This is a genomic window from Myxococcus llanfairpwllgwyngyllgogerychwyrndrobwllllantysiliogogogochensis, from assembly GCF_006636215.1.
Lineage (GTDB): Bacteria > Myxococcota > Myxococcia > Myxococcales > Myxococcaceae > Myxococcus > Myxococcus llanfairpwllgwyngyllgogerychwyrndrobwllllantysiliogogogochensis.
Map to the genome: position 1 here is coordinate 1 of NZ_VIFM01000049.1, position 25,821 is coordinate 25,821.

General features: G+C 68.9%; 22 protein-coding genes. 15 read left to right on the forward strand and 7 right to left on the reverse strand.

All coding sequences use genetic code 11. The features are described from left to right. On the forward strand, positions 1-735 hold a 735-nt coding region (locus FJV41_RS14750), incomplete at its 5' end, for a hypothetical protein (protein WP_220137859.1). Between the two features lie 27 nt (positions 736-762). Here FJV41_RS14750 and FJV41_RS14755 read toward each other — a convergent pair. After that, entirely contained in the window at positions 763-1,953 is a 1,191-nt protein-coding gene (locus tag FJV41_RS14755; RefSeq protein ID WP_141643115.1) for an NADase-type glycan-binding domain-containing protein, read from the reverse strand. A gap of 260 nt (positions 1,954-2,213) precedes the next feature. On the opposite strand from FJV41_RS14755, the gene FJV41_RS14760 reads away from it, so the two are divergent. After that, positions 2,214-2,948, forward strand: coding sequence for a laminin G domain-containing protein (locus tag FJV41_RS14760; RefSeq protein WP_141643116.1), 735 nt, complete (start codon positions 2,214-2,216; stop codon positions 2,946-2,948). 66 nt (positions 2,949-3,014) lie between these two features. Here FJV41_RS14760 and FJV41_RS14765 read toward each other — a convergent pair whose 3' ends face one another. Then, entirely contained in the window at positions 3,015-4,175 is a 1,161-nt protein-coding gene (locus FJV41_RS14765; protein ID WP_246137215.1) for a site-2 protease family protein, read from the reverse strand. A 276-nt stretch (positions 4,176-4,451) separates the two neighbouring features. On the opposite strand from FJV41_RS14765, the gene FJV41_RS14770 reads away from it, so the two are divergent. From FJV41_RS14770 to FJV41_RS14805, 8 genes are all read left to right on the forward strand, one after another. Then, positions 4,452-5,159, forward strand: a complete 708-nt coding sequence (locus FJV41_RS14770) for a Coq4 family protein (protein WP_141643117.1) — start codon at positions 4,452-4,454, stop codon at positions 5,157-5,159. A 50-nt stretch (positions 5,160-5,209) separates the two neighbouring features. Next, on the forward strand, positions 5,210-6,772 hold the full coding sequence (locus FJV41_RS14775; RefSeq protein WP_141643118.1) for an acyl-CoA carboxylase subunit beta: 1,563 nt from the start codon (positions 5,210-5,212) through the stop codon (positions 6,770-6,772). A gap of 120 nt (positions 6,773-6,892) precedes the next feature. Further along, complete coding sequence (locus FJV41_RS14780; protein WP_141643119.1) at positions 6,893-7,504, forward strand: hypothetical protein; 612 nt, start codon at positions 6,893-6,895, stop codon at positions 7,502-7,504. Between the two features lie 94 nt (positions 7,505-7,598). Then, positions 7,599-9,122 carry an acetyl-CoA carboxylase biotin carboxylase subunit gene (gene accC / locus FJV41_RS14785; protein WP_141643120.1) on the forward strand — a complete coding sequence of 508 codons (1,524 nt, stop codon included), beginning with the start codon at positions 7,599-7,601 and terminating at the stop codon, positions 9,120-9,122. 27 nt (positions 9,123-9,149) lie between these two features. Continuing rightward, positions 9,150-9,659, forward strand: coding sequence for a biotin/lipoyl-containing protein (locus FJV41_RS14790; protein ID WP_141643121.1), 510 nt, complete (start codon positions 9,150-9,152; stop codon positions 9,657-9,659). A gap of 135 nt (positions 9,660-9,794) precedes the next feature. Further along, entirely contained in the window at positions 9,795-10,085 is a 291-nt protein-coding gene (locus FJV41_RS14795) for a hypothetical protein (protein ID WP_141643122.1), read from the forward strand. An 87-nt stretch (positions 10,086-10,172) separates the two neighbouring features. Continuing rightward, positions 10,173-10,979, forward strand: coding sequence for a hypothetical protein (locus tag FJV41_RS14800; protein ID WP_141643123.1), 807 nt, complete (start codon positions 10,173-10,175; stop codon positions 10,977-10,979). A 69-nt stretch (positions 10,980-11,048) separates the two neighbouring features. After that, positions 11,049-11,684 (forward strand): hypothetical protein, encoded by a 636-nt coding sequence (locus tag FJV41_RS14805; protein WP_141643124.1) that lies wholly within the window; start codon positions 11,049-11,051, stop codon positions 11,682-11,684. On the opposite strand, the gene FJV41_RS14810 is transcribed toward FJV41_RS14805, so the two are convergent. Both FJV41_RS14810 and FJV41_RS14815 read right to left on the reverse strand, forming a co-directional pair. Then, a complete protein-coding gene (locus FJV41_RS14810) occupies positions 11,681-14,782 on the reverse strand; it encodes an amino acid adenylation domain-containing protein (RefSeq protein WP_141643125.1) in 3,102 nt (1,033 codons plus the stop codon). The genes FJV41_RS14805 and FJV41_RS14810 overlap by 4 nt on opposite strands. Before the next feature lie 186 nt (positions 14,783-14,968). Next, positions 14,969-16,597: an LVIVD repeat-containing protein gene (locus tag FJV41_RS14815; RefSeq protein WP_141643126.1), complete on the reverse strand. Its 1,629-nt coding sequence runs from the start codon at positions 16,595-16,597 to the stop codon at positions 14,969-14,971. A gap of 270 nt (positions 16,598-16,867) precedes the next feature. Here FJV41_RS14815 and FJV41_RS14820 point away from each other — a divergent pair, with 270 nt between their 5' ends. Further along, positions 16,868-17,146, forward strand: coding sequence for a hypothetical protein (locus FJV41_RS14820; RefSeq protein WP_141643127.1), 279 nt, complete (start codon positions 16,868-16,870; stop codon positions 17,144-17,146). A 77-nt stretch (positions 17,147-17,223) separates the two neighbouring features. Here FJV41_RS14820 and FJV41_RS14825 read toward each other — a convergent pair whose 3' ends face one another. Together FJV41_RS14825 and FJV41_RS14830 are read right to left on the reverse strand one after the other, a co-directional pair. After that, on the reverse strand, positions 17,224-19,311 hold the full coding sequence (locus FJV41_RS14825; protein ID WP_141643128.1) for an MXAN_5453 family MXYO-CTERM-anchored protein: 2,088 nt from the start codon (positions 19,309-19,311) through the stop codon (positions 17,224-17,226). A 72-nt stretch (positions 19,312-19,383) separates the two neighbouring features. Then, positions 19,384-19,866 carry a hypothetical protein gene (locus tag FJV41_RS14830; RefSeq protein WP_141643129.1) on the reverse strand — a complete coding sequence of 161 codons (483 nt, stop codon included), beginning with the start codon at positions 19,864-19,866 and terminating at the stop codon, positions 19,384-19,386. Between the two features lie 101 nt (positions 19,867-19,967). Here FJV41_RS14830 and FJV41_RS14835 point away from each other — a divergent pair, with 101 nt between their 5' ends. Continuing rightward, positions 19,968-20,384 carry an EamA family transporter gene (locus FJV41_RS14835; RefSeq protein ID WP_141643130.1) on the forward strand — a complete coding sequence of 139 codons (417 nt, stop codon included), beginning with the start codon at positions 19,968-19,970 and terminating at the stop codon, positions 20,382-20,384. A 110-nt stretch (positions 20,385-20,494) separates the two neighbouring features. After that, a complete protein-coding gene (locus FJV41_RS14840; protein WP_141643131.1) occupies positions 20,495-21,010 on the forward strand; it encodes a YfbM family protein in 516 nt (171 codons plus the stop codon). Positions 21,011-21,033: 23 nt separating this feature from the next. Here FJV41_RS14840 and FJV41_RS14845 read toward each other — a convergent pair whose 3' ends face one another. Beyond that, the gene (locus FJV41_RS14845; protein WP_141643132.1) at positions 21,034-21,807 is read right to left on the reverse strand and encodes a TSUP family transporter; all 774 of its coding nucleotides are present in this window, start codon (positions 21,805-21,807) and stop codon (positions 21,034-21,036) included. A 144-nt stretch (positions 21,808-21,951) separates the two neighbouring features. On the opposite strand from FJV41_RS14845, the gene FJV41_RS14850 reads away from it, so the two are divergent. Then, positions 21,952-22,764, forward strand: a complete 813-nt coding sequence (locus FJV41_RS14850) for a hypothetical protein (RefSeq protein ID WP_141643133.1) — start codon at positions 21,952-21,954, stop codon at positions 22,762-22,764. Positions 22,765-23,763: 999 nt separating this feature from the next. Next, entirely contained in the window at positions 23,764-25,776 is a 2,013-nt protein-coding gene (locus FJV41_RS14855; protein ID WP_438616743.1) for a J domain-containing protein, read from the forward strand. The last annotated feature ends 45 nt before the right edge of the window (positions 25,777-25,821 follow it).

Below are 25,821 nucleotides of genomic sequence, written 5' to 3' on the forward strand. Positions count from 1 at the left end.
CCTCCCCCTCCCCTCACCGAGACACCACCACCGGAGCCCGGGGCCGCCGCATCACCCGCAGCGCCCGACCCGAAGGCCGTCGTTCCACAGCCCGCACCCGACCCACTTTTCGTGGTGGCGGTCGAGAAGCTCCTGGATGAGAGCCGTTCCTACAAGGACTTCGACAAGGAGGTGCGAGCGACCTTCTTGAAGGTCTTCCTGAACAAGAAGTACGAGCCCCCCGAGAACTTCGCGCTCTTGAAGAGTTACACGCGAAAAAAGGTGCTCGCCGCGCTGCTCCCCGAGGAGGATGTCCAGAAAGCCGTCGAGGGCCCGCCCCCAGTGCCGAAGGAAGCCAGGGCTTTCGAGAAGACACTGGAAAAGACCTTCAAAATGGCCATCGAAACAGGCCTGGAGAACCTGCGGACGAAGCTCACGGAGACAAAGGACGCCTGGGCGAAGGCCCAACACACCCTGCAGATCAATGGAAGGCACGCGAGGTACCTGAAGGATGGCCTTGAGCCCTGTGACTTCGGCGCGTGCGGCTTCAGGCTCGACTACATGCTGGCCGAGACAACCCGGGCCAACATGGAAGCCTTCGTGTCGAAGCTGGGTGGCCGGGACTGGAATGCGCTTTTCCCCGAGGATGCGCCCCTCCCGCCACCTCCATCCCCCAAGCCCAAGAAGCAGGCTCCCTCCAAGTCAGCAGGGAAGAAGGACAAGCCCCCTCCCCCCTCGGCCGGCGCACCCAAGTAGCCCTGAGCCTGGAGCCTCGCGAGAGATTCAATCGTCGGCGGTCTGCTCCCGGTACAGCACATCCACCCCCACGACGTACCACCCGTCCTCGACACGTGCCCAGTGGACCCGGAAGTTGGAGAACGAGTCCGGTCTCTTCGGAGGAGCGATGGGGTCGAACACATAGCCCTTTGCGCCGGGTGCCGGGACGAGACGGAACAGCTCGCGCTGCACGCTCGCGCCGGCCGTATTCCCGGCAAGGTCTTGGCTAAAGCGACTCCACCCGCTCGTGATGTGATGCATGTTGAACTCCTCCTCGGGCGGGGGCAGCGGCCCGTTGTGGGGCACCCGCGAGTAGGCGCGCAGCCGAGCCGGTACCCCGCTTTTTTCAGGCGGTAGAAGCTTGAACACCAGGTTCGGCTTGGCCATGAACTCCGCCAAGGTGGGCGCCAGCTCGCGGTGCGTCCCCAGGAACGTCGGCAAGAAGCGCTCTTCGGGCCCTCGGAACACCGGGACGAAGCCACCCAGGCACAGGTCGAGGTACCTGCTCCCAGGCCATACCGTCAGCACCGTCAGCCGCGCGGACTTCACGGCGAACTGGCGCCGGTAATGGACGTAGATGGCCCCGCCCGCCGGGAAGTCGCGGGGGAAGTCCAGCACGTAGTCCAGCTTGCGCCCCTCGGCGAGCTTCAACTCCAGCCGCGCCTTCCTCGGACGCGCGTTGGCCTTGTAGAGCTTCGCGGACTTCGGGTTGCCCGGCGTCACCAGGAAGGAATGCACCGGCGTGTCCGGTGGGAAGCTCAGCTCCACCCACTCCCCGGCTCCGCTGCCCTTCGCCCCTTCCGCCCAGACGGTGCCGGGGTCCTCGTCCAGCAGGTTGGCCGGCCCATAGCGACCGGGCTCCCTCCCTTCCACCAGCACCGATGACGCCGTCACGGTGACGGACACGCCATGCAGCTTCACCTCCACCCGCCTTGCATCCGACGGCCCGGCGTCGGGAGTCTCCGCGGGGCCTGGTGCGGCCGAAGCGGCCTGCCCCGCGTCGGCGGGCTCGGATGGGCCCAGGCCGCCCGAAACGGTCTGCCCGGCATCGGGAGCGCCGGATGGGCCCAGCCCTCCGTCCTCCGTCCTCCCCGCTTCGGCGGACTGCCCCCAGGCCCCCGTGCTCAGCAGGACGCAGCCCAGGATGACCCTCGGGTCCCACCAGCGCGTGCCACCCCTCCAGCTGTCATCGGACATGAACGCTCCTCAGGGCTCTGGACGTCGGGCGCCGCCCTTCATTCAGCGGCGGCCTTTCCCGCCCATCGTACGGCACCCTCACAAGAACGGCGATGCGCGTGGACGGCGTGAATCCGGGGCAGTGCCAATGGTGACGATGATGCTGACGTCGGTGACAGCGGCACCTCATTCGCTGCACCGCGCCCGCGTCGAGTGTGCCGGAACGAGAGGCTATCCTCGCCTCGCCGTACCCACACTCCAACACGACAACGAGAACACTCATGACCCTGACGACACAGCCTCGACGGATGGCGAAGCGGACCGCGCTCGCGATGCTCGTGCTGGCCCCCGTGGCGGCCGGCGCGGTGAGCCAGAAGCTGCGCTACAAGTTCGACGCGGTGACCAACCCCGTCGCCACCGTGGTGGACGACAGTGGCAAGGGACGCACCGGCACCGTGCAGATGGCGAACGGCGCCACCGTCGTCCCCGTGACGGGCTTTGACGGCCTGGGCATCAAGTTCCCCGCCGTGTGTGACGGCACGGGCTGCCCGCTCGCGAACGTCACCACCCCCGACTCGGCCAGCCTCAATCCCGGCACCGCCCTCTTCACCTTCGGCGCCCGGGTGCGCCTCACTCTCGCGGACCTCTCCTCCGTCCACGGCTCCAACCTCGTACAGAAGGGACTCGCGAACACGGCCCAGTGGAAGCTCCAGCTCGATGACGCCGTGCTCGGCAAACCCAGTTGCGTCGTGCGCACCACGGGCGGCGCGGACGTCATCATCGTCAAGTCGTCCGTGGGCGTCGCCGACGGCACCTGGCACAAGGTCGCCTGCCAGCGCACCAGCACCACGCTCACCATCCTCGTCGACAACGTCGCGCGAGGCAGCGCGCTGCTCCCATCCACCTACGACATCAACCCCGTGGGCCAGCCCGTCAACGTGGGCGCCAAGAGCGTCGGCAACAACAACGACCAGTACCACGGCGAAATCGACGACGTTTACTTCAACATCGACTGAGCCCCACCGCCCCCCAAGGCACGTCGAGCCTCCGAATCACAAACACCTCGGAGGCTCGACCCTCACTCACGCCGGCCGCTCCTGCCGCCAGCGCCGCGCATCGCGCTCGGCACGCTCCTCGCGCGTCTGCAGCAGCATCATCCCCCGCTGCACGTCATCGACGTCGAGCGTCCCCACCAGCCGCCCGTCTGCATCCACCACCGCGAGCAGCTGCGCCGAGTTCTCCGCCAGCTGTCGCACGGCCCGCCATCCATCCTCGTCCAACCGCACCACCTGCACGGGCCGCATCACCTCGCGCGTCAGGCGATGGATTCGGTCCGCCTCCGACACCGCGCGCACCGCCTCCACGTCCACCAGCCCCACCGGCCGCCCGTCCTCCGTCACCGGCAGCGCCGTCTGCCGCTCGCGTCGCAAATCCCACAGCGCCTGCTCCAACAACGCCCCTGCCTCCACCCCCGCCCCACGCGGCGACATCAACTCCGACACAGATACCCGCTCCAACAGGGCCTTCATCCGCACCTGCCGCGACTCGCCCTCCGCCCCCATGAAGATGAAGAAGGCGATGACGAACAGGAACGGGTTGAACGACACCACGCCCCACAACGCGAAGAGCACCGCGAAACCACGCCCCACCAGCGACGCCACCCGCGTCGCCCGCACCGGCCCCATCCGCCCCGACAGCACCGCCCGCAGAATCCGCCCGCCATCCATCGGGAACGCCGGCAGCAAATTGAACAACCCCAGGAACAGGTTGAGGCTCGCCAGATAGAAACACGCGAACTGGAGGTTGAACGAGGTCGTCCCCTCCACGCCCCATGTCGCCAGGCCGAACAATCCCGCCAGCGCCAGACTCGTCAGCGGCCCCACCAGCGCCATCAAGGCTTCGTCCCGAGGCCGGGGCGGCGCCTCCGACAACTCCGACACCCCGCCCACCATCATCAGCGTAATCGAGCGGACCTGCCCGCCCCGCGCCAGCGCATAGAACGTGTGCGCCAGCTCGTGCACGAAGACCGACGCGAACAACCCCACCGCCACGCCCAACCCCCACAACATGGGCGAGCCCATCAACTGCTCCGGAGGGACCTCGGCCACCTCCGCCGCCCGCCGGAACGCTCCGCCGAACAGATACGCCAGCAACGGCAGGACGAGCAGCAGCGAGTAGTGGACCCGGATGGGGATGCCTCGCAGCGAGCCCACCTTCAATGCACCCCGTGACTCGCGCATCATCGCCTCCTCGCGAAGGGCGCCAGCACCGCGAGGGCACTCCCACGGCCTGCGCCCCCTGCTCGCCTCCTTCAAGGTCCGTCCCGCACCCGATGCGCGCACGGTGCCGGGAATGACTCGTTCGCCCGTCTGCCTCCTGAGTGTCCGCTCCCGGGCCTCCAGGCCCCCGGATGTCCACCGACGAGCACCCCACCACCACGCACGCTCCCGCCGCGCGAAACGCCGGCTACCGTTCCTCCGCTCGGTCCCTGGCCGAGTCCGCCTTCCCCCGGAGGACCCATGCGCAACCCCCTCACGCTCGCACGCGAAGCCTGGAGAATGGTGCGAGTGCTCCAGGACCCGAATCGTCTCCAGGACATCATCGACCTGGCCCGAGTCCTCGCACCGCCCATGGCCATGCGCCGCGTGGTGGAGCGGCTGATGCAATCCCCCACCGCCGCGCGCGCCTTCGTCGAGCGCCCCCGCGTCGGAATGCTTCCACTCGCCACGCTGCGCACGCTGCCCGAAGGCACCCTCGGCCGCGCGTTCGCCGACCACCTCACCCAGAACGGCCTGGACCCGAACGCCCTGCCCCACCGGGAAGCCCACACCGACGAGGACTACGTCCGGGCCCACCTGCTGGAGTCGCACGACATCTGGCACGTGCTCACCGGCTTTCGCACCGACGTGGCCGGAGAGCTGGGCGTGCAGGCCTTCAGCCTGGCGCAACTGGGCAGCCCCTTCGCGTTGGGCATCCTCACCGGGGGCCTCGCCAACACCCTGCTCTACGCCTTCTCCGAGCGCGACGCGCGCATGCAGGCCCTCACCCGGGGCTGGGTGCTGGGGCGACTGGCGCGGCCCGTGTTCGGCACCCCCTGGCGCGAGCTGTGGGAGGTCCCCCTTGTTGACGTTCGCCAACGCTTCGGCCTGGATTTGCCAACAGTGGACGCCCTGCTCCCCGCCCTGGCGCCCCCGGTGAAGATGGACCCCTCTCGCAGAGCGGCTTGACGCGAAGCCGGACAGCGCGCGAGCCGCTCAATCGTGCTAGAGGGCGGCCCATGGACGAGACCTCCGAGAAGGACCCCCTCCGCGCACGCCTCCAGCAGATGGAGCAGCAGGCCGAGCTGGGTGGCGGTGCCGACCGCATCGCCAAGCAGCACGAGGCCGGCAAGCTCACGGCCCGCGAGCGCATCGACCTGCTCCTCGACCCCGGCTCCTTCTGCGAGCTGGACAAGTTCGTCACCCATCGCTCCACCGACTTCGGCATGGGCGACAAGAAGATTCCGGGTGATGGCGTCGTCACCGGCTACGGCACCGTCGAGGGCCGCCAGGTCTTCGTCTTCGCCCAGGACTTCACCGTCTTCGGCGGCTCTCTGTCCGGCGCCTATGCCCAGAAAATCTGCAAGATCATGGACATGGCCACCCGCGTGGGCGCGCCCGTCATCGGTCTGAACGACTCCGGCGGCGCGCGCATCCAGGAAGGCGTGGAGAGCCTCGCCGGCTACGCGGACATCTTCCTGCGCAACACCCTGGCCTCCGGCGTGGTGCCGCAGATTTCGCTCATCATGGGGCCGTGCGCGGGCGGCGCGGTGTACTCGCCGGCGATCACCGACTTCATCATGATGGTGAAGGACACCTCGTACATGTTCATCACCGGCCCGGACGTCATCAAGACGGTGACGCACGAGGAGGTGTCGAAGGAGTCGCTGGGCGGCGCGCTGACGCACAACCAGAAGTCCGGCGTGGCGCACTTCGCCGCGGAGACGGAGCAGGCCGCCATCGTCATGACGCGCGAGCTGCTCTCCTTCCTGCCCTCCAACAACCAGGAGGACCCGCCGGCCCAGCCGTGTGACGACGACCCGTTCCGGGCCGAGGAGTCGCTCAAGACGATTGTCCCGAGCAACCCCAACAAGCCCTACGACATCAAGGACATCATCAAGGCCGTCGTCGACAACAAGCACTTCTTCGAGGTGCAGGAGCACTTCGCGCGCAACATCGTCGTGGGCTTCGCGCGGATGAACGGCAAGAGCGTGGGCATCGTCGCCAACCAGCCCGCGTTCCTCGCCGGCGTGCTGGACATCGACGCCAGCGTGAAGGCCGCGCGCTTCGTGCGCTTCTGCGACTGCTTCAACATCCCGCTGATTACCTTCGTGGACGTGCCCGGCTTCCTGCCCGGCACCGACCAGGAGTGGGGCGGCATCATCACCCACGGCGCCAAGCTGCTGTACGCCTTCGCCGAGGCCACCGTCCCCAAAATCACCATCATCACCCGCAAGGCGTACGGCGGCGCGTACGACGTCATGGCGTCCAAGCACATCCGCGCGGACATCAACTACGCCTACCCCACCGCGGAAATCGCCGTCATGGGGCCCGAGGGCGCGGTCAACATCATCTTCCGCAACGAGCTGCTCAAGGCGAAGGACGCCGCCGCCGAGCGCACGAAGCTGGTGAATGACTACCGCGAGAAGTTCGCCAACCCCTTCAAGGCGGCGGAGCTGGGCTACATCGACGAGGTCATCCGCCCCGAGGAGACCCGCACCAAGGTCATCCGGGCGCTGGAGATGTTGAAAGACAAGCGTCAGGAAAACCCGCCGCGAAAGCACGGGAACATCCCGCTGTAGGCTCCTTTCAGGCCCCTGGACGCCTGCTCTCCCCCGGCTGGAGAGCAGGCAGGCTCGCGTCGCTCGGGAAATTCTCGTGCGCCGCGCGGGCTTTCAGGTGGCCAGGAAAGGAACCCCCATTTGCCCCACCGCCGACTTCTTCTCTTTCTCGCCGACGTCGAAGGAAACCTCACCGCCGTGCGCCAGACGCTCAAACGCGTCTGCGAGGCCGTGGAACTGCCCACGCCCGAGGTGAAGTGGGTGGAGTCACCCCCGGAGGGACTGGCCGATGGCGGCTGGCACGCCGCCGAGGTGGCCCTGCCCCCCGCCCCCGGTCGCAAGGCCCGCAAGTCCGAGCAGCCCTTCCTGGAGGAGCAGCTCGACGCCATGTCCCAGGCGCTGTCCCAGGACTTCCGGGAGCGCGTGCTGGGCATCTTCGTGGACCGGGAGCACAGCTACGCCCGCACGTGTGTCAGCGGCCCGGGCCGGCCCGCCAAGGCCGTGGAGGGTGAGGTGCTGGACGTCATGCGCCAGGCCGCTCGCTGGCTGGATGTGGAGACGGGCTTGTTGGCGCGGATGCTGGGGGGTGGCAACACCGCGCGCAACCTCCTGGCCGCGGCGGTGGACTTCGGTGGCGAGCCGAACGCCCCTCCTGCCAAGCCCCCGGAGCCGGACGAGGATGACCGGTTCGTCGAGGCCAAGCTGACCCAGGCGCGCGCCTATATGGAGCAGTACCGCAGCGCCCGGAAGTAGGTCGTCACGGGCATCGGATGACCACGCCCCTGACAGGGGCGTGAACGCCATCCAACCCAGGCAAACCGGGGCGGCCCGTGGTAGACGGGCGGCCATGCCCAAGATCCGCAAAGTGCTCGTCGCCAATCGCGGCGAGATCGCCATCCGGGTGATGCGCACCTGCAAGGAACTCGGCATCGCCACGGTGGCGGTGTACTCGGAAGCAGACCGCTCCGCCCTGCACGTTCGCACCGCGGACCAGGCCTTCTTCGTCGGGCCGCCGCCCTCCCGCGAGAGCTACCTGGTCCAGCAGCGCATCCTCGACGCCGCCAAGGCCGCCGGCGCGGACGCCATCCACCCTGGCTATGGCTTCCTCTCCGAGAACGCCTCCTTCGTGCGCGCCTGTGAGGCCGCCGGCATCACCTTCATCGGCCCGCCCGCCGCCGCCATGGACGCCATGGGCGAGAAGACCCGCGCCCGCGCCAACATGATCAAGGTCGGCGTGCCCGTCGTCCCCGGCACCACCGAGCCCATCGCCACCGAGGCCGAGGCTCGCGAGTACGCGCAGAAGATTGGCTTCCCCATCATGCTCAAGGCCGCCGGCGGTGGCGGTGGCAAGGGCATGCGCCGGGTGGAAGGCATGGGCGACTTCGAGTCCGCGTGGCGCTCCGCCAAGAGCGAGGCGCTCAACTCCTTCGGCAACGACGCCGTCTACATCGAGAAGTATCTCGAGAAGCCACACCACGTCGAAATCCAGGTGTTCGCCGACACGCACGGCAACGTCATCCACCTGAACGAGCGCGAGTGCTCGGCACAGCGCCGGCACCAGAAGGTCGTCGAGGAGACGCCCAGCCCCATCCTGACGCCGGAGCTTCGCGCGCAGATGGGCGAGGTCGCGGTGAAGGCGGCCAAGGCCGTCAACTACGTGGGCGCAGGCACGGTGGAGTTCCTGGTCGACGTGCACCGCAACTTCTACTTCCTGGAGATGAACACCCGCCTCCAGGTGGAGCACCCGGTGACGGAGTGGGTGACGGGGCTGGACCTCGTCGCGCTGCAAATCAAGGTCGCCGAGGGCGAGAAGCTGCCGCTCCTGGAGGCGCCCACGCCGCGCGGCCACTCGATTGAAGTGCGCGTGTACGCGGAGGACCCGTCGCGCAACTTCATGCCCAGCCCGGGAAAGATTACGTACCTGCGCGTGCCGGGCGGCCCCAACGTCCGTGACGATTCGGGCGTGTTCCCCGGCTACACGGTGCCCAACTTCTACGACCCGATGATTTCCAAGCTGTCCGTGTGGGCTCCCACGCGGCGCGAGGCGATTGCCCGGGCCCAGCGCGCGCTGTCCGAGTACGTGGTGAAGGGCATCACCACCAACATCCGCTACCTCAAGGCGATTCTCGCGCACCCCGAGTTCGTCGAGGGTGACTACGACACGGGCTTCCTCGGCCGCGAGCACACGACGCTGCAAGGCGTGGAGGACCCGAAGCTGAGCGAGATGGCCCTGTTGGCCAGCGCGGTGTACGCGCACCAGCGTGACGCGAAGCGCGCCCGGACGATGCCTGGTGGCAAGGCGGGCGCGGCCGACGCGAGCAGTGGTCGCATCAGCCCGTGGCGCCTGGCGCTGCGCTCCCGCCGCCGGTAACCCCACCTCCGAGCTCACGAGACTTCCATGCGCTATTTCACGAAGCAGCAGGGACAGAAGGAAGCGGTGCCGGTGGACCTGGAGGCCCTGGGGGGCGACAGGTACAAGCTGACCGTCAACGGCGTCACGTATCAGGTGGACGCGCTGGCGCTCGAGCACGGCACCATGAGCATGCTGGTGGACGGCCAGTCCTACAGCGCCGAGTTCGAGGAGAGCGGCGATGAGGTCGGCGTGCTCCTGCGCGGGCAGGTGAGCCGCTTCGACGTGGCGGACGAGCGTCGGCTGCGGCTGCGCGCGGGCACGGCGGCCTTCTCCGTGGAGGGCAAGCAGCTGGTCACCGCGCCCATGCCCGGCAAGGTGGTGAAGGTGCTGGTGAAGGTGGGCGACGAGGTGAAGGAAGGCCAGGGCCTCGTCGTGGTGGAGGCCATGAAGATGGAGAACGAGCTCAAGAGCCCCAAGGCGGGCAAGGTGACCGAGCTGTTCGCCAAGGAAGGCACCACCGTGGAGAACAACGCGAAGCTGGTCATCGTCGAGTAGCGGCCTTCGTCGGGAGCGGCGCGCCCATTGCTCGCGCGCCGCCCCCAGGAGGGGTCCGCGATGCCGCTTGCGACAAATGCACTCCAGTCACTTTTGTACCTGAGAAACCCCAAGGTATTTCACCGGGAGAGACTCATGCGAAACTGGCTGAAGGGACTGATGGTCACCGGCGCGCTGCTGGCGGGCTGTGGCGGCACCGAGGCAGGAACGGATGAGCCGGCCGCGCAGCCCGCCCCCGAGCACGGACAGGTCCAGGGGATGCTCTACCCGGCCTACGACGAGGCCCTCCACTGTGTCGTCCGCACCAGCTCCGTCCGCTGCGGGAGCGGCATGAACATGTACGCGTACTGGGACGCCTCGGTGGGCTACTACATCGAGCGGAACATCTGCAGCGGCCGCGGCGGCCCCATCATCTGCCCGTACTAACCACTCCCGTACACTCGCAGTACGGCCGGCGCTCCAGTCTCCGTCCTGGTTTGTTTGGACGCAAACCACATGGCAGAGTGGAGCGCCATGAAGTCATTTCGTCGGAGAGTCCTGCTCGCGGCCCTGGGCACGGCACTGTCGGCGTGCGCGTCACGGCCCGCGCCCCCGGTGCAGCACTACTCGTTGGGAATGTCCCGAGCGGACTACCGGGACTATGGCGGCGCCAAGTCCGACCCCTGTGAAGCGGAGCCGCGCTGGTTGTCGGATGAGCTGACCGCGGTCAACGGCCTGCTGGCGCGCTTCGTCACCGGCACGGAGAAGCTCGCCACGCCGGAGGCGCCCGAGCACGCGCAGCAGGTGGAGCTGGTGAAGGAGGCCCAGGGCTCGCTGCCCCGGGTGCTGGACATCCACGAGGCCAACCTTCGAGGTCTGGCGCGGTGCGGCTTCAAGGACCGGGGCGCCTTCCCGGAGATTTCGCGCCGGGGCCAGGAGCTGCTGAAGGAAGCGCGGACACGGCTGGCGGAGTCCGACGCGGTCCTCGCGGCGGCGGCCGTGCGGACGACCCAGGAGAAGTGGAAGGAGGAGTCGCCCCAGCGGGAGAGCACCGCGCGCGGCACCTGGTGCACGGCGGACCCGAAGGTGGGCGAGGCGACGGTGTTCTACGCGCGCCAGGGCCTGGACGGCGGCACCACATGGCAGTTCTGCGACGGGGCCCGCGTGGAGCAACGCAGCGGAGCGGAGCCGACGTTCGTGGAGCCGGAGGGACTCAACCGGAGAGATCGCCGCAAGGTCCAGCCGCCTCGCTACCTGGAGGCCGCCGCCAACTTCCCCGCCGAGGAAATCGACCGGCCTCCGGATGGAAGCGCCCCGAAGAGCGCCTCACCGGCGCCCTGACGTTCTAGAGTCCTGAACTCCACTGGGCACCGGGCCATCCCGGTCGCCCCCTTCTCAGGGCTCGCCGTCATGCGACACGCCGCCGTCGTCGCCATCGCGCTCCTCTTCAGTCTGCCCGCGCTCGCCGCGAGGCGCGAGGGCACTTGCGAGGTCCGGGTGACCGTGGGCCTTCCGCTCACCTTCACCGGCAAGGGCGGCACCCAGGCCGCCGCCTCGGACCACTGGATGACCCCCGAGGAAGTGCGCCAGCTCCTCACGAAGGCCTCCAGCAGGGCGAAGGCCTCCCAGAAGGCCCAGGCCGCCATGGAGAAGCAGCTGGCGCGCGGGGGCACCATGGCGGGGCCCCTGTCCCTGCACTGCATGAGCCCCGGGAGCGGCGCGATGGCCGCGAGCCTCAGCATCCTGCCTGGCAAGAACACGAAGGCGACCATCCCCTTCAAGCCCGGCACGTACTCGCTCGTGACCTTCGACGAGAAGCCCGGTGAGCTTCCCGTGGCGCTGAGCCTCAAGGGCACCAACTACATGCTGACCAAGCCGGGCGTGCTGGTGCTCACGAAGTTCGACGGCACCGGCGTCGCGGGCACGTTCAAGTTCAGCGCGACGACGCACAGCTCCGCGAACAAGCCGGGCGCCACCGTCCGCAACATCCAGGTCGCGGGCACCTTCGACTTCCCGTGCCCCATGAAGTCGAGCATCTGCCGCTAGCCCGGCGCCGCGAGCAGGCCCAGACGTCGCCAGTGCGCCAGGTAGCGCCCCAGGAGCCCGGCATCCATCTTCCGGAAGCCGGCGTCTCGCCCTTCGAGCGCGTGGAACGTGTTGTGGGCGTCGTAGACGGGCATGTCCTCATGGAGTTCCCAGCGTGTCGTCTCGCCCGCGTAGACCTGCTCGTACAGCATGGGTACCAGCGGGCAGAGCGCGTTGTCGGCCACGCGCGCGTCGCGCATCAACCGCTCCACCCATTCCTTGTAGGGCACGCGCGAGAGGGGATACCCGCACCGGGCCAGCAGCGCGTAGAAGTCGTTGATGTCGACCGAGTCCTCCGGACGCGGCGGCACCAGGTGATACGCCTTGCCCACCGCGCCCTCGCGTGAGGCGATGCCCAGGATGGCCCGGCTGACGAAGTCCACCGGGACGAACTCCTTGCGCTGACGCGGCAGGTCCGGACAGGTCCCCAGTTGGATGCAGCCTCGGATGAAGCGGGCCACGAAGTCGTCGGCGTTCCCGACGCCCGTGTGGCTGTCGCCCATGATGAAGCCCGGCCGGTAGACATTCACCGCGACACCGCGCGACGCGGCCGCCCACACCCGCTTCTCCGCCACCCACTTGCTTGCCGAGTAGCCGATGTCATAGCGCAAGCACTCCAGGTGCTCGTCGAGCCCCTCGCCCTCGCGCACGTGCGCACGGCCATTGAAGTAACCGGTGGGGCCGAACACGGCGATGGTGGACACGTAGTGCACGGGCTTGGGCCGGCCCTGCATGGCCAGACGCAGCACCTCCGTCGTCCCCTCCACGTTGGCGGCCCGGTGCGCGGAGTAGGGCTGCACGTAGTTCACGTGCGCGCCGAGGTGGAACAGCGCCTCCGCGCGCGTGGCGAACTCCTGGAACACCTGGGGCGACAAGCCCAGCGAGGGCGCGCCCAGGTCCCCGAGCACCGGACGGAGTCGCTCCGCGAACGAGTCCTCCCAGAGGTCATACTTCTCCAGCGCCTGCCGCAGCCGCGCATGTCCCGAGTCCACGTCTCGTGCGCGGACGAGACAGGCCACCCGAGCACGCGTCATGCGCAGCAAGTCCCTCAAGAGGAACGCACCCAGGAAGCCGGTCGCCCCCGTGAGGAAGACGAGTTCCATGGACTCCAGCGGAACGACGCGAGGCGCGGGCTGCACGGGGGCCCGCCGGAGGTACTCGGGGAGTTTCGCGTCCGCCCGCCACGCCTCCGGCCCGTCCGCCGCGCGCCCGGAGTCCTGCTGGCCGGCACGCGCCCGCCGCACCACATCCAGGAACACCCCCAGCGTGCGCGCCTCGTAGAGCGAATACGCCGACAGCGTCAGGCCATACAGCTCGCGCAGCCGCATCACCAGGCGCGCCGCCAGCAGGGAGTTGCCACCCAGCCTCAGGAAGTCATCCTCGAGCGAGGGCGACTTCAGCCCCAGCAGCTCGGCCCACACCGCGCCCACCTCCGACGCCACGGCATCCTCCGGAGCCCAGCCCGACGTCGCGAGCCCTGGGGCACCTCGCGGAGACACCTCCACCGGGAGCGCCCCCCGGTCCACCTTGCCGTTCACCGTGGTGGGCAGGCGCTCCAGCTCGATGATGCGCGCGGGCACCATGTACTCCGGCACGCGCGCCCTCAGCGCATCCTGGAGCGCGGAGCCCGTGCCCGTCGACTTGGGGACGACATAGGCCGCCAGCGATTTCTCTCCATCCTCATGCTCCTGGAGCGTCACCACCGCATCCCAGAGCAGGCCGCTCTCCAACAGCAGCCGGGCCACTTCCTCCAGCTCGATGCGATGGCCGCGCAGCTTCACCTGGTGGTCCGCGCGCCCCAGGAACTCCAGCGTGCCGTCCTCCCGCCACCGCGCCAGGTCTCCGGTCCGGTACATCCGAAGAGGGGGCCCGGGCGCCAGCTCGGGGACGACGGGGAAGCGCTCCTCCGTCAGCTCCCGTCGGTTCAGGTAGCCGCGCGCCAGTCCTTCTCCACCAATGCACAGCTCCCCCATCACCCCCGGCTCCACCGGACGCAGGTCTGGCCCCAGCACGAAGACCTGGGTGTGCCGGATGGGCCGGCCAATGGGCACCGAGCCCGACAGCACATCCCCCGGCCGCACCTCGTGCGTGGTGGTGACAGTCGTCCCCTCCGTGGGGCCATAGAGGTTCAGCAGGTGCGCGGGAGGCGCGCGCTCCAACACCGCGCGGAAGGTGCGGGGATTGGCTCGCTCGCCGCCCACCAGCAGATACTTGAGCGTCCCGAAGGCGTCCGGACAACCCTGTGCCACCAGGTTGAACAGCGCCGTCGTCATCAGCAGCACGGAGACGTGCGTCTCCCGCAGGGCATCGCGGAACGCGGACGCATCCAGCACGCTCGACCTGGGCAGCAGCACCAGCGACGCGCCGTTGAGCAGCGCGCCCCAGACCTCGAACAGCGCCGCGTCGAACGCATGGTTGGAAATCTGCGCCACGCGGTCCGTCGAGTCGATGGACACATAATCCGTATCAATCACCATCCGGCGGATGCCACGCGCGACGAGCTCGATGCCCTTGGGCCGGCCCGTCGTCCCGGACGTGTACAACACATGGGTGCGGCGCCCTCCGTCCCCGAGCGGGGCCACGAGAACATCGGACCGCCGCGCCACCTGCTCACCGTCACGCTCCAGACACAGCCGCGTCGCGGGCCACTCTCCACACCGGGCCTCGTCCGCCAGCGTCCCGGTGAGCAGCACCTCCGCGCCGCTGTCCGTCACCACGAAGCCGATGCGCTCCGGCGGATGCTCCAGGTCGATGGGCACACACGTCGCGCCGAGCTTGCAGAGCGCCACGTGCGCGACAATCGCCTCGATGCCCTGCCTCAGCCCCACGGCGACCGGCGTCTCCTCCCCCACCCCCAGTTCCCGCAACGCGCCCGCGAGTCGACTCGCGCGCCGGTTCAGCGCGTCATACGTGACGCGCTTCATCCCCTGCTGCAACGCGATGGCCTCCGGACGGACCTCGACCTGGCGAGCCCACAACTCGGACAGACCCGCGTCTCGCGTAAACACTCCATACCGACCCAGCCGCGACGCGCTCAGCGGCGATACTTTTCCAGGCATCGAGCCCTCCACGAATCAAAGACAACCAAGCCCGCACCGCCACTCAAAGAGTCGCGGGAATCAAAATGCAAACACAATATTCGCCGTGTCAATTTCCGACACGCGAACCTGTTTTGTCTCCGCTGCGGGCGGGAGTGCCTTGGAGGTGCGGGCTTCGTTCGTCGGGACGTCGTGGAGCACCGCGGCTCAGAGTTCGTTGAAGATGAGCAGTCCGCGTGCGGACTCGACGACGTAGATGAAGCCATCTCCCGGAAGGCGGATGCCGAAAGCCCCCTGGAAGATGCTGTCCGTGCGCGTCGCATCCTCCTCTCGGAAGACGTTGTAGTGCGCCACCTGCCGAGGCTGGGTGGGATTGGCCACGTCCAGCACTCGCACGCCCTCCTGATACCAGGCGATATACAGGCGCGTGCCTTTCAGAATCATGTTGTGGATGGAGGACACGGGCCGCAGGCGGTGCTCACCAATCTTGATGATGTGGGCGGGGTCTGTGACATCGAGCACACGCAGGTGGGAGCCTGCGAACTCTCCTCCCTCGAAGGCGATGGTGCGACCCGCGAACGTGCCCACCGCGCTGTGGTGGGAGTACACATCCGGGTAGCTGTACTGACCCAGGTGTTTCACGTCGTCGAGCCGGGTGATGTCCATGATGGAATAGCCCCCCTGCGCGTTGCTGATGTAGAGCCGCCCCTCGTACACAAAGGTGTCGTGGGGGCCGCCCGCGGAGAGTTCCTCCGACAGGGAGATGCTCTGCAACAGCACCGGCGCCAGGGGACGGGTGAGGTCGTAGATTTCCGTCCGGCCCTCGTTGGACGTGGCGTACAGCCGGTCGCCCTCGACCAGGACGGTGTGGACGCCATAGTCACCCGCCCACAGGCCCCGCACGAAGACCGGCTCCGCGGGCTTGGAGATGTCATAGACGATGACGCCCGCGACATCGCTGGCGATGTACAGCGCATCTCCCTTCGACCAGACGCCGTTCCAGTAGTTGTCTCCGGGCAGGCTGATGGACGTCTTGAGGACCGGGTGCGCCTTGTCAGTCACGTCGAAGACGGTGAGCCCACCGGGCTGTTCGGTGAGGGAGTCGGACACGGAGACGACATAGGCGTGGTTCCTGGTGACGTAGATGTCCACCGGCCGGCCGAGCGGCACGCGCGACTCCGAGACGAGCGTCAGGCCTCCCGAGGACTCCGGCTCGCCCACGGGCCAGGTCATGCGATGGGCCTCGAAGGTGCCGCTCTGGCTCACCGTCCCCGCGAGGTTGCACGTCACGTAGCACCCGGTGAGGGTCTCTGGCGTGGGCCGCTGGCAACCGGCATACAGGCGCGACACCGCGGTGCCCGTTCGCGAGCCCGAGGTGATGAAGAAGGTGCCGCCCTCGGTCGTCCGGGTGATGAACGGCCGCGAAGACAGCGTGCCGCCGCCCGCGCCGTCCAGCTTGAAACCGATGCCGACGCCGAACATCACCTGCGTCCCGCCATCCGCCAGTCTCGACTCGTAGCGCTGTCCCGCCTGGTAGATGCCCTCCTGAGGCACGAGCGCCAGCGCGTCCGAGTCACAAGCCGACAGGTCGAAGCTCCCGAGCCCCAGGCCGTCGCACCGCAGGGGAGTCCCCTGCTCACGCAAGGAACAGGGCGCGTACGGCCCCCGGTCCGACCAGTTGCCATGCTCCTCCAGTGGCGTGGCGCCCCCATCCCAGGCGCCGGGTTCCACTCCGGCATCGGGGGTCCCCTTCGGAGTGTCGTCACAGGCGGACAGGACGCTCCCTCCCAGCAGACACGACAACAACCAGACACGGGCGCGAACCAACGACGTCATGAGACACCTCGGTGAGGGGACTGTCGGGGTACGAAAGCCTGTGTCATTCACGGTCGCCCCACTCGGAGGCGCCGGGCCAATGCTTGTCAGATGAAGCCCATCTCCCGACCTGGGCTCGAGCCACAGCCGAGGAGACGGCTTCCGGTCCTGGAATTGCAGCCTGAGCCCCAGAACTCCGTTGAGACAAGAGCAGTCTGGGTACTCCCGCGACACACCGAGACGTCGGGCTACGCTGAGCCCGTGGTCCCCTTTCACAGCAAGGAGCTGTCCATGAATGCTCGCCGCATCCGCTCGTTCGTCCTGGCCTCGTTGTCTGGGATGGCCCTTCTGGCCTGTGGCGTGGGCGCTCCCGAGGTCGAGGCCGTGAGCCCGGAGACGACCGACAGCGAGGCCTCCACCCAGGCCCAGATGTCCTGCGCGGACGAGTGCTACCAGGCCAACTTCTGGTGCGAGGTCCAGTGTCAGGCGACGAGCGAGCGGTGCGCCGCGGCCATCTCCATCTGTTACGACTCATGCAACCGCGGCGTCGGCCCCTGGCTGCCCTGCTGAGTCGGAGCACCGCCGCCCGGGTGAGGTGAGCTGCCCACCCGGGCGTGGCGTCATGACCTCAGAAGAGGTCCACCGTCTCAGTGACCGCGCGGACCTCTTCGACGGCGCGCACCGAACCAGGCCAGGCCGAGGAACATCCACGGCAGGAGCACGGAGGAAGGCGTCGACTGGCAACCGCAGCCGCCGCTGTCGGGCCTGGGCCCCGCACCGCCCGCGTCCACGGCTCCGCCGTCCTGACCACTCGGACACCTGCCTCCGTCACAGCGTGGAGTCCCGCTGTCTTCCTGGCCGGGGCACTCGCCTCCATCGCAGCTTGAAGTTCCGCTGTCTCCCTCGCCGGGGCACTCACCGCCGTCACAGCTTGGAGTTCCGCTGTCCTCCTGGCCGGGGCACTCACCGCCGTCGCAGCTTGGAGTTCCGCTGTCTTCCTGGCCGGGGCACTCACCGCCGTCACAGCTTGGAGTTCCGCTGTCTTCCTGGCCGGGGCACTCACCGCCGTCACAGCTTGGAGTGCCACTGTCTCCCTCGCCAGGACACTCACCGCCGTCGCAGCTTGGAGTGCCACTGTCTCCCTCACTGGGACACTCACCTCCGTCGCAGCGTGGAGTTCCGCTGTCTCCCTCGCCGGGACATTCGCCGCCGTCGCAGCTCGGAGTGCCACTGTCTCCCTCGCCGGGGCACTCACCTCCGTCGCAGCGTGGAGTGCCACTGTCTCCCTCGCCGGGGCATTCGCCTCCGTCGCAGCTCGGAGTGCCACTGTCTCCCTCACTGGGACACTCACCGCCGTCACAGCTCGGAGTGCCACTGTCTCCCTCGCCGGGGCACTCGCCTCCGTCGCAGCCAGCGTCCGGTTCTTCGCCAGGTCCCGCATCCACGCCACCATCCGCGGGCGGCGCGAAGTACGCCTGTGCCACGAAGATGGCGGTGCCCCACTCCTCCTGGTCATTCTCCGGTGGCGCCAACCCCGCGACGACGGACACATCTCCTCTCGGACTGATGCTCACGCTTCCCGCGAACACCGGGTTGCTCGGCGTCTCCTGGTCGACACGCGCCGGCCCCTGGTCCGAATCGACGATGTCGTGCTCCGACACCACCCGCTTGAGCGTTCGCCCATCGCTCACCCACACCGCGCGCCGACTGTTGCTGTCGATGGCGCGAAAGACGATGAGCCCCTCGTCGTTCATGTCCGGAGGGAAGAACTCCACCTCCTTGATGCCTCCCTGCCCGTTCTGCGCCACCACCCGCAGCTCCGCGCCATCCCACAGAAAAACAGTCGTGAGGTTCGGTCCCGCCCCAACCCTCGCCGTCGCGATGAAGGCGACACGCCCCAGGTTGTCGAACGCGGGTTGCACCGAAGCAAACCGGTAGATGGGCGAGCCCGCATCCCGGCCCCGCGACTGCGCGATGAGCCGGGACGTGCCATCCGCGCTGAAGACTCGCAACTCCTGGTAGTACTCAGACCCTCCAGGCGCCACGTCTCCCACGCCCGCCATCTGTCCCAGGTCGTTGAACGCTGGCGAGTAGAGGAACTCGTAGGGACTCGTGTCGTCGAGCGTCTTCTCCTTCGCCAGATACGTCGTCGTCCAACCCGCACCCTGCGGCGTCAGCACCACGTAGCCACGGCCGACGAAGTTGAAGTTGGCTCGGAACCCGAGCTGCCCCGAATCATTGAGCGCAAGGCTGGACCAGTCCGACGCCCCGAGCGGCTCGCGGATGATGCGCACGTCGTTCGGCGCCTCGGTGCGCAGCAGATAGATGCCATTGCTCGTGACGGCACTGGCCCCCGTGACGGCGAACGCGACAAGCCCCGCCGAGTTGAACCCCGGGTCGCTCGCGCGCGCATCCTCCCCCAGGTCCGGCAATAGATAACGGTGATGGCCCGCGGCGTCGCTTCCCCACCAGATGGCGTTGGGCCCCTCGGGGGTAATCGACAACCGGAACGCCACCCTCCCATCCGAGACCACCGGGACCTGAAGACTCCCCGCGAGCAGATTGCCCGGCTTCAGGTTGTAGGCACCGGATGCATTGCCCAACATGTTGGTGCGAGCCTGAAGCTGGAGCGTGTAGTGCTCCGGCAACTCCCCTCTCGCACCGGGAGCCAGCGTCAGCACTCCCATCCCCAACGACACCGCGGTCTGGCGCAGCAACGTCCGTGCTCGTCGCATCCACGTCACGTCACACATGGGTGGAACCCCCGCTGCCTGTAGGGCGCGAAGGCTACCACTCAGGGGCTGGTCTCATGGGACTGCGAGTGGAGCGCTCGCCGGTTCCTCCGACATGCTCAAGTCGATGGTGAGCAGACCGCCCGCCGCGAGCGAGCTCGTCAAACAGGACTCCATGTAGCCCGCCCCGCGAGCACAGACGGTCAACCGCCCCGAGGGGACAGCGACAAACTCGGCCATGCCGTTCGCGTCCGTCCGCAGTTGCTCCGGATGCACGACGCGGGGCCTCGTCTCCCGCATGATGCCCACCGTCACGCCTCGCAGCGGATGCCCACTCCATCTCTTCAGGGCCCGGACATGAACGCGCCCCAGCGCCTCCGGCCTGGACGGCGGAGGCGGAGGAAGCACCTTGTCGGGAGGCGGCTCCACGGGCGGCGGGGCCTTCTCCACCACGCGGTGCGGAGTCGGAGGACTCAGCTCACGCCGCAGGTACGCCGCGAGCGAGAGCGACAGCACGACTCCCACGATGGCGACAGTCCATCGACCCCCTGGTGCCATCCGGTGGTCTCTCCTGGGACCACCATTGCGAGAGCGCGGCGGTCGACGCTCGAAAGACTAACATCGCGGTTCCAGAGTGCGCTCGCGGTCGGGAGGTCTTCATGTCGTGGTGGGTCTATGCCTTGCTCTCCGCCCTCTTCGCGGCGCTCACCGCCGTGCTGGCGAAGGTCGGCGTCGAGGGTGTTCCCTCCACACTCGCCACGGCCCTGCGCACCTGCGTCGTCCTCGTCTTCGCCTGGGGCATCTCCCTGGCCCGGGGAGAACACGCCGCCCTGCCGTCCTTGAGCCGCAAGACGCTGCTGTTCCTCGCGCTGTCGGGCATCGCCACCGGCCTGTCGTGGCTGGCCTACTTCCGCGCTCTCCAGCTCGGGCCGGCCTCGCGCGTGGCGCCGCTCGACAAGCTCAGCCTGCCGCTGACCGTGCTCCTCGCCGTCGTCCTCCTGCACGAGCCGCTCTCGTGGAAGCTGGGGGCGGGCGTGGCGCTGATGGTGGCGGGCGCCCTGCTGACCCTCCGCTGAACGATGGAGCACCCGGCCCCGCATCGAAATTCCGCGACATCACCCGGGACTGGTAGGGTCCCTCGCCGCTCACGATTCCCCCCGCTTCCGCGGCACACGAGGTCCCCCGCATGGAGATGCTCTGCACCTTGCGCAGCGTCACGGAGGCGCAGCGCGACGCCTTGCTTCAGGCCCCCAAGCGCCTGGACGACTTCCTCGACGACGAGGAGGACTTCGGAGACCCGAAGGGCGGAGCATTCCTGGAACTGGACATCGGCGAGGCCTGGCACGGCCTCCAGTACCTGCTCACCGGGACGCCCTGGGAGGGCAGCGCGCCGCTGGACTTCCTGGTGCGCGGCGGCGTGGACGTGGGCGACATCCCCTCGGATGAAGGCACCGCGCGCGTCTTCTCGCCCGAGCAGGTGAAGGTGCTCGCCTCCGCGCTGCGCGAGGTGTCCGAGAACACGCTGCGCCGCCGCTACGACGCGGTGGAGATGCAGGCCCAGGACATCTACCCCGGCACGTGGGAAGAGCCGCCCGACGACTCGGACCCGCTGGAGGAGATGGTCTCCTACTTCGACGAGCTCCAGAAGTTCATGGCCCAGATGGGCAAGCGCGGGGACGCGCTGCTGGTGCACATCGGCTGAAGCCACCGGGGGCGCGCCCCACGTCAGCCCATCACCACGTCGCGCCCCAGCTTCAGCACCAGCGCCAGCACCACGGCGAGCACCACCTTGCGCACCAGCGTGTCGCCGCCCTTCACCGCCAGGTGCGCGCCCAGCCACGCGCCGGTGAACTGCGCGGCGGCCATGGGCAACGCCACCTTCCAGAGCACCACGCCATTGAGGGCGAAGAGGGCCATGGACGCCAGGTTGGAGGCGAAGTTCACCACCTTCGCGTCGGCGGAGGCGCGGGCCAGTCCGTGGCCCAGCAGCGTGTTGAAGCCGACGATGAGGAAGGTGCCCGTCCCCGGACCGAAGAACCCGTCATAGGTGCCGACGGCCAGCGCGATGAGCCCGCCGATGGCGAGCGCGCGCGGCCGGGGTGAGGGCTCCGTCCTGGCCCCGGAGGCAGGCGTCCGCCGGAACGCGAGGAACACGGCCACCGCGATGAGCAGCACGAGCACCAGCGGCTTGAGCACCTCCGGCTTCACCAGCAGCACCAGCGCGGCGCCAGCGAACGCACCTCCCAGGCCGAAGGGGAACGTCACACGCGCCAGCCTCCAGTCCACCAGCCCCGAGCGCGAGAAGCGGACCAGCGCGGCGAACGAGCCGAAGACGGACTGCCCCTTGTTGGTGCCCAGCGCCACGTGGGGCGGCAACCCCACCGTCAGGAGCGCGGGCAGGGTGATGAGCCCGCCACCTCCCGCGATGGCGTCCACCAGGCCCGCGACCAGCGCGGCGACGCACAGCAGGAGGAGTTGCTGCGCACTGACGTCCACCATGAAATCCACCTGGGTGTCTCCCTCGGCTCGAACGGCGCCTGGGTACCACGCGCCTGAAGCGCCGTCGCGCCCGCCCGCTTCTTGCGTCACCGCGCGCCTTGGGCGTCAATGCCCTCGCGACACTCCCCTGCTTCCGAGGTCACCATGCTCGCCTCCCTCGTCACCTTGCTGGCGCTCACGCTGGCCTCGGCACCGCCGTCGCAGGACCCCAACGCCCCCTCCTGCCGCTCCATGAACAGCCAGGTGGCCTGTGGTTATGGGTGCAAGTCGGACTCGAACCGGGCCCGGTGTGCGCAGACGCCGCAGGGGCGCTGTCAGGTGGTGGACGGCCAGGCGGTGTGCTTCGACCCGCCGGCCTACGTGGTGAAGGCGTACGGCGCCTCGCTGCCGGACCCCGAGTGCAAGGCCATCGATGGCGTGGTGGCGTGTGGCTACAACTGCGCGACGCAGCCGGGTCGGGTGAAGTGCGCGAAGTCTCCGGCCGGGGTGTGCCGAGGTCGCAGCGGCGAGGTGGAGTGCTTCGACCCACCGGCCATCGTCTTCGCCGTCTACGGCAAGGACACGCCCCGCGCGGACTGCCGCAGCAACAGCGTGGAGCTGACGTGCGGCTACAACTGCCTGAACGTCCCGGAGGGGGTGCGTTGCAACAAGACGCCCGCGGGAGTGTGCAAGATGGCGAGTGGCCGCATCACCTGCTTCGACCCGTCTCCGGCCGCGCTCTGCGCCTGGAAGCGCACCTTGCCCGCGCCCGAGTGCCGCAACAGCGAGTCCGGGCCGGTGTGTGGCTACGGGTGCACCACCGCGTTCTCGAAGTCGGCCTGTGCGTCCACGCCGGCGGGGCTGTGCAAGGTCTTCGACAGTGAGGTGTTCTGCTTCGACCCCCCGGCCGAGCAGCAGGCGGACGCGGCGTGCCTGTCCGTGCTGGGGCTGGCCACCCTCGACGGCGCCACGCCCTGACGCCCTGTATGAGCACTCTGCCCCGTCGTCTGCTTTGACCCTTCCGGGGAGAGCGGTAGGGTTCCATCTTCTCGCAGCTCGAACGGAGTAGAACCGCACATGGCGGAGGGTGACGTCCGTCAATATTGGGTTCGCAACGACAGGGGCACCTTGTGGGGGCCCCTCACCCTGCCGACCATCGAGCTGCTCATCGACAGCGGCTCCATCAAGGGGAAGCTCCAGGTCTCCGAGGACGGGCGCAACTTCGCGTTCCCCTGGCGATTCCCCGAGGCCCGCGACACCTTCCCCCGGGAGCTCTGGGGTGACGGAGCGCCCGACGCGCCCCAGCAAGCGCCGAGCGCGCCCATGACAAGCCCCGGTGCGAATCCCGGTGGAATGCCCATGGCCGGTCCGGGTGCGAATCCGGGTGGAATGCCGATGGCCGGTCCGGGCACCGCGCACATGACGGGCCCTGGTGCGAATCCCGGTGGAATGCCGATGGCGGGCCCCGGTGCGAATCCCGGTGGAATGCCGATGGCGGGCCCGGGTGCGAATCCTGGCGGAATGCCCATGGCCGGTCCGGGCACCGCGCATATGGCGGGACCCGGGGCGGTCGCGAGAAACGCGCCTGGGTCGGCTCCGATGGCAGGGCCCGGGACGCGGCCTGGAGATCCTCGCGCCCCAGGCAACCCGAGCGTTGGCGCACCACAGGGAGCACGCCCCGGAGTTCCGGGTGCCGCCGCCCCCGGAGCGCCGAACGTCGCCGCGCGTCCTGCTCCGGGAGTCCCGCCCGGCGTCGCAACGGCCCCCGGGCGGCCACCCATGGCCACTGCGCCTGGAGTACCGCAGGCGCCCGGGGTCGCTCCGCAGGCGGGAGCTCCCACTGCTGGCGCCCGTCCCGCCGGTGCACCGCAACCGCCCGGCGGCGGTGCTCCGCATGCAGGTGTGCCCGCGACCGGCGCGCGCCCCGCGGCACCAGCGCAGCAGGCCCCCGCAACTCCCGGAGCGCAGCAGGCCCCCGTGGGAGCCGCTCCTCAGGCGGGAGTTCCCGCTGTTGGCGCGCGCCCCGTCGCGGCCGTCGCAACGGAGGCCGCACCCTACGCGGTGCCAGCCCAGGGACAGCTGGAGCAGACCTCGCCGCTGAACCTCTACGGGCGCGTCGCCATGGCGGAGCAGACGGGCCTGCTCACGCTGACGCTCTCGGACCGCGTTGCCCTGATTCACTTCCGCAAGGGCAACCCGGAGTTCGTCGACTCGACCCATCCCGAGGATGCGCTGGGCACGTCGCTGATGGGTGGGCGACTGCTCACGCCCGAGCAGCTCCAGCAGGCCGAGTCCGCGAAGGACCGCTTCGGTGGAGACCTGCTCGCCGCGCTCTTTGGTCTGGGACTGCTGCAACCCGCCAGCGCGTTCGCCATCCTGGCGCAGCGCGCCGCCAGCATCCTGTTCAAGGCCCTGCGCACCGAGGCGGGCACGTTCACCTTCGAGGTCCGCGAGCTGGCTGGCAACAAGGCCATGCCGCTCGGCAACCGGTGGGCCGTGCTCAGCGACACCGTGCGCCGCATGCCGTCCACGGAGCTCAAGCGCCGGCTCATGCCGGTGCTCCAGCTGCCCATCATGAAGTCGGGGGGCATGGTCGCCGCGAGCGAGCTGCGCCTCACCCCGCATGAAGTCCGGGCCCTCACCGTCATCGACGGCGTGCGCTCGGTGAACCAGCTCCTCACCGACTTCCCGCAGGACGCCGACCACCTGCTGCGCCTCGCGTTCCTGCTGCGAGAGCTGGACGCCGTGTCCTTCGCCGCCGTGGCCCCGCAGCCAGGAGCCGGTACGCCCCCCGGTCCTGCTGCCGCGAGTCCACAAGCCGCCCCGACCGGTCCCGCACCCACGGCGGCCCAGGCGCCTCGTCCCGGAAACCCTCCAGGTGTTGGAGCGGCCCGTCCTGGCAATCCTCCCGGCGTCGGCACCGCCCCTTCGGGAGCGGCGACTCCTGGCAATCCTCCCGGCGTTGGAGCAGCCCCGGCCGGAGCCGCTCGCCCAGGCAATCCTCCAGGCGTGGGCACCGCGCCTGCTGGAGCCGCCCGTCCCGGCAATCCTCCAGGCGTTGGAGCAGCCCCGGCCGGAGCCGCCCGTCCCGGCAATCCTCCAGGCGTTGGAGCGGCCCCGGCTGGAGCCGCTCGCCCTGGCAATCCTCCCGGCGTGGGCACCGCCGCCGCTGGAGCCGCGCGTCCCGGCAATCCCCCAGGAGCCGCGCCCCGTCCCGCGGGTCCTCCGGTCGTCGGTTCAGCGGCGCCCACGGCGGGCCCAGGCACGGCCCGTCCGGCGCCGCCCACCGTCACCGCCAATGCCCCGGGCTCGGACGAGATTCCGTCGCTGCGCCAGCTCGTCATGGCGCTCAAGCAGCAGAACCACTTCCAGCGGCTGGGGCTCTCGGAGCAGGCGGACTCAAGTGCCGTGAAGGTCGCCTACTTCCGGCTCGCCAAGCTCTACCACCCGGACACGCTGCCGCAGGGCGCGCCTCCGGAGCTGGAGAAGCTCAAGGCCGAGGTGTTCGCCTACATCGGCGATGCCTACCGGATGCTGTCCGACGACAAGAGCCGTGCGTCCTATCTGGAGGAGGTCAAGAGCGGCGGCGCGGGAGCGGAAGTCGACATCAACGCCATCCTCCAGGCCGAGGAGCTCTTCCAGAAGGCGTGCATTCTCGTGAAGGCGCGCAAGTTCCCCGAGGCCGTGAAGATGTTGAACGAGGCCATCCAGCTCAACGCGGAGGAGGCTGAGTTCTACGCGTGGCGGGGCTATGCGCGGTTCTTCACGGCGGCGGACAAGAAGGCGGCGCAGCCAGAGGCGTTCCGGGAAATCCAGAACGCCATCAAGCGCAATGAGCGCTGTGCGCCCGCGCACTACTTCCTCGGGGTGATTGCGAAGCTGTCGGGGGACGTTCCGGGCTCGCTCAAGCACTTCAAGCGGACAGTGGAGCTTCAGCCAGACCACATCGACGCGCAGCGGGAGATTCGCATGGCGGCCCAGAAGAAGTAGGGTGCGCCCCCCGTCCGGGAGGGGCCTGGGGCCCCGCCGGACGAG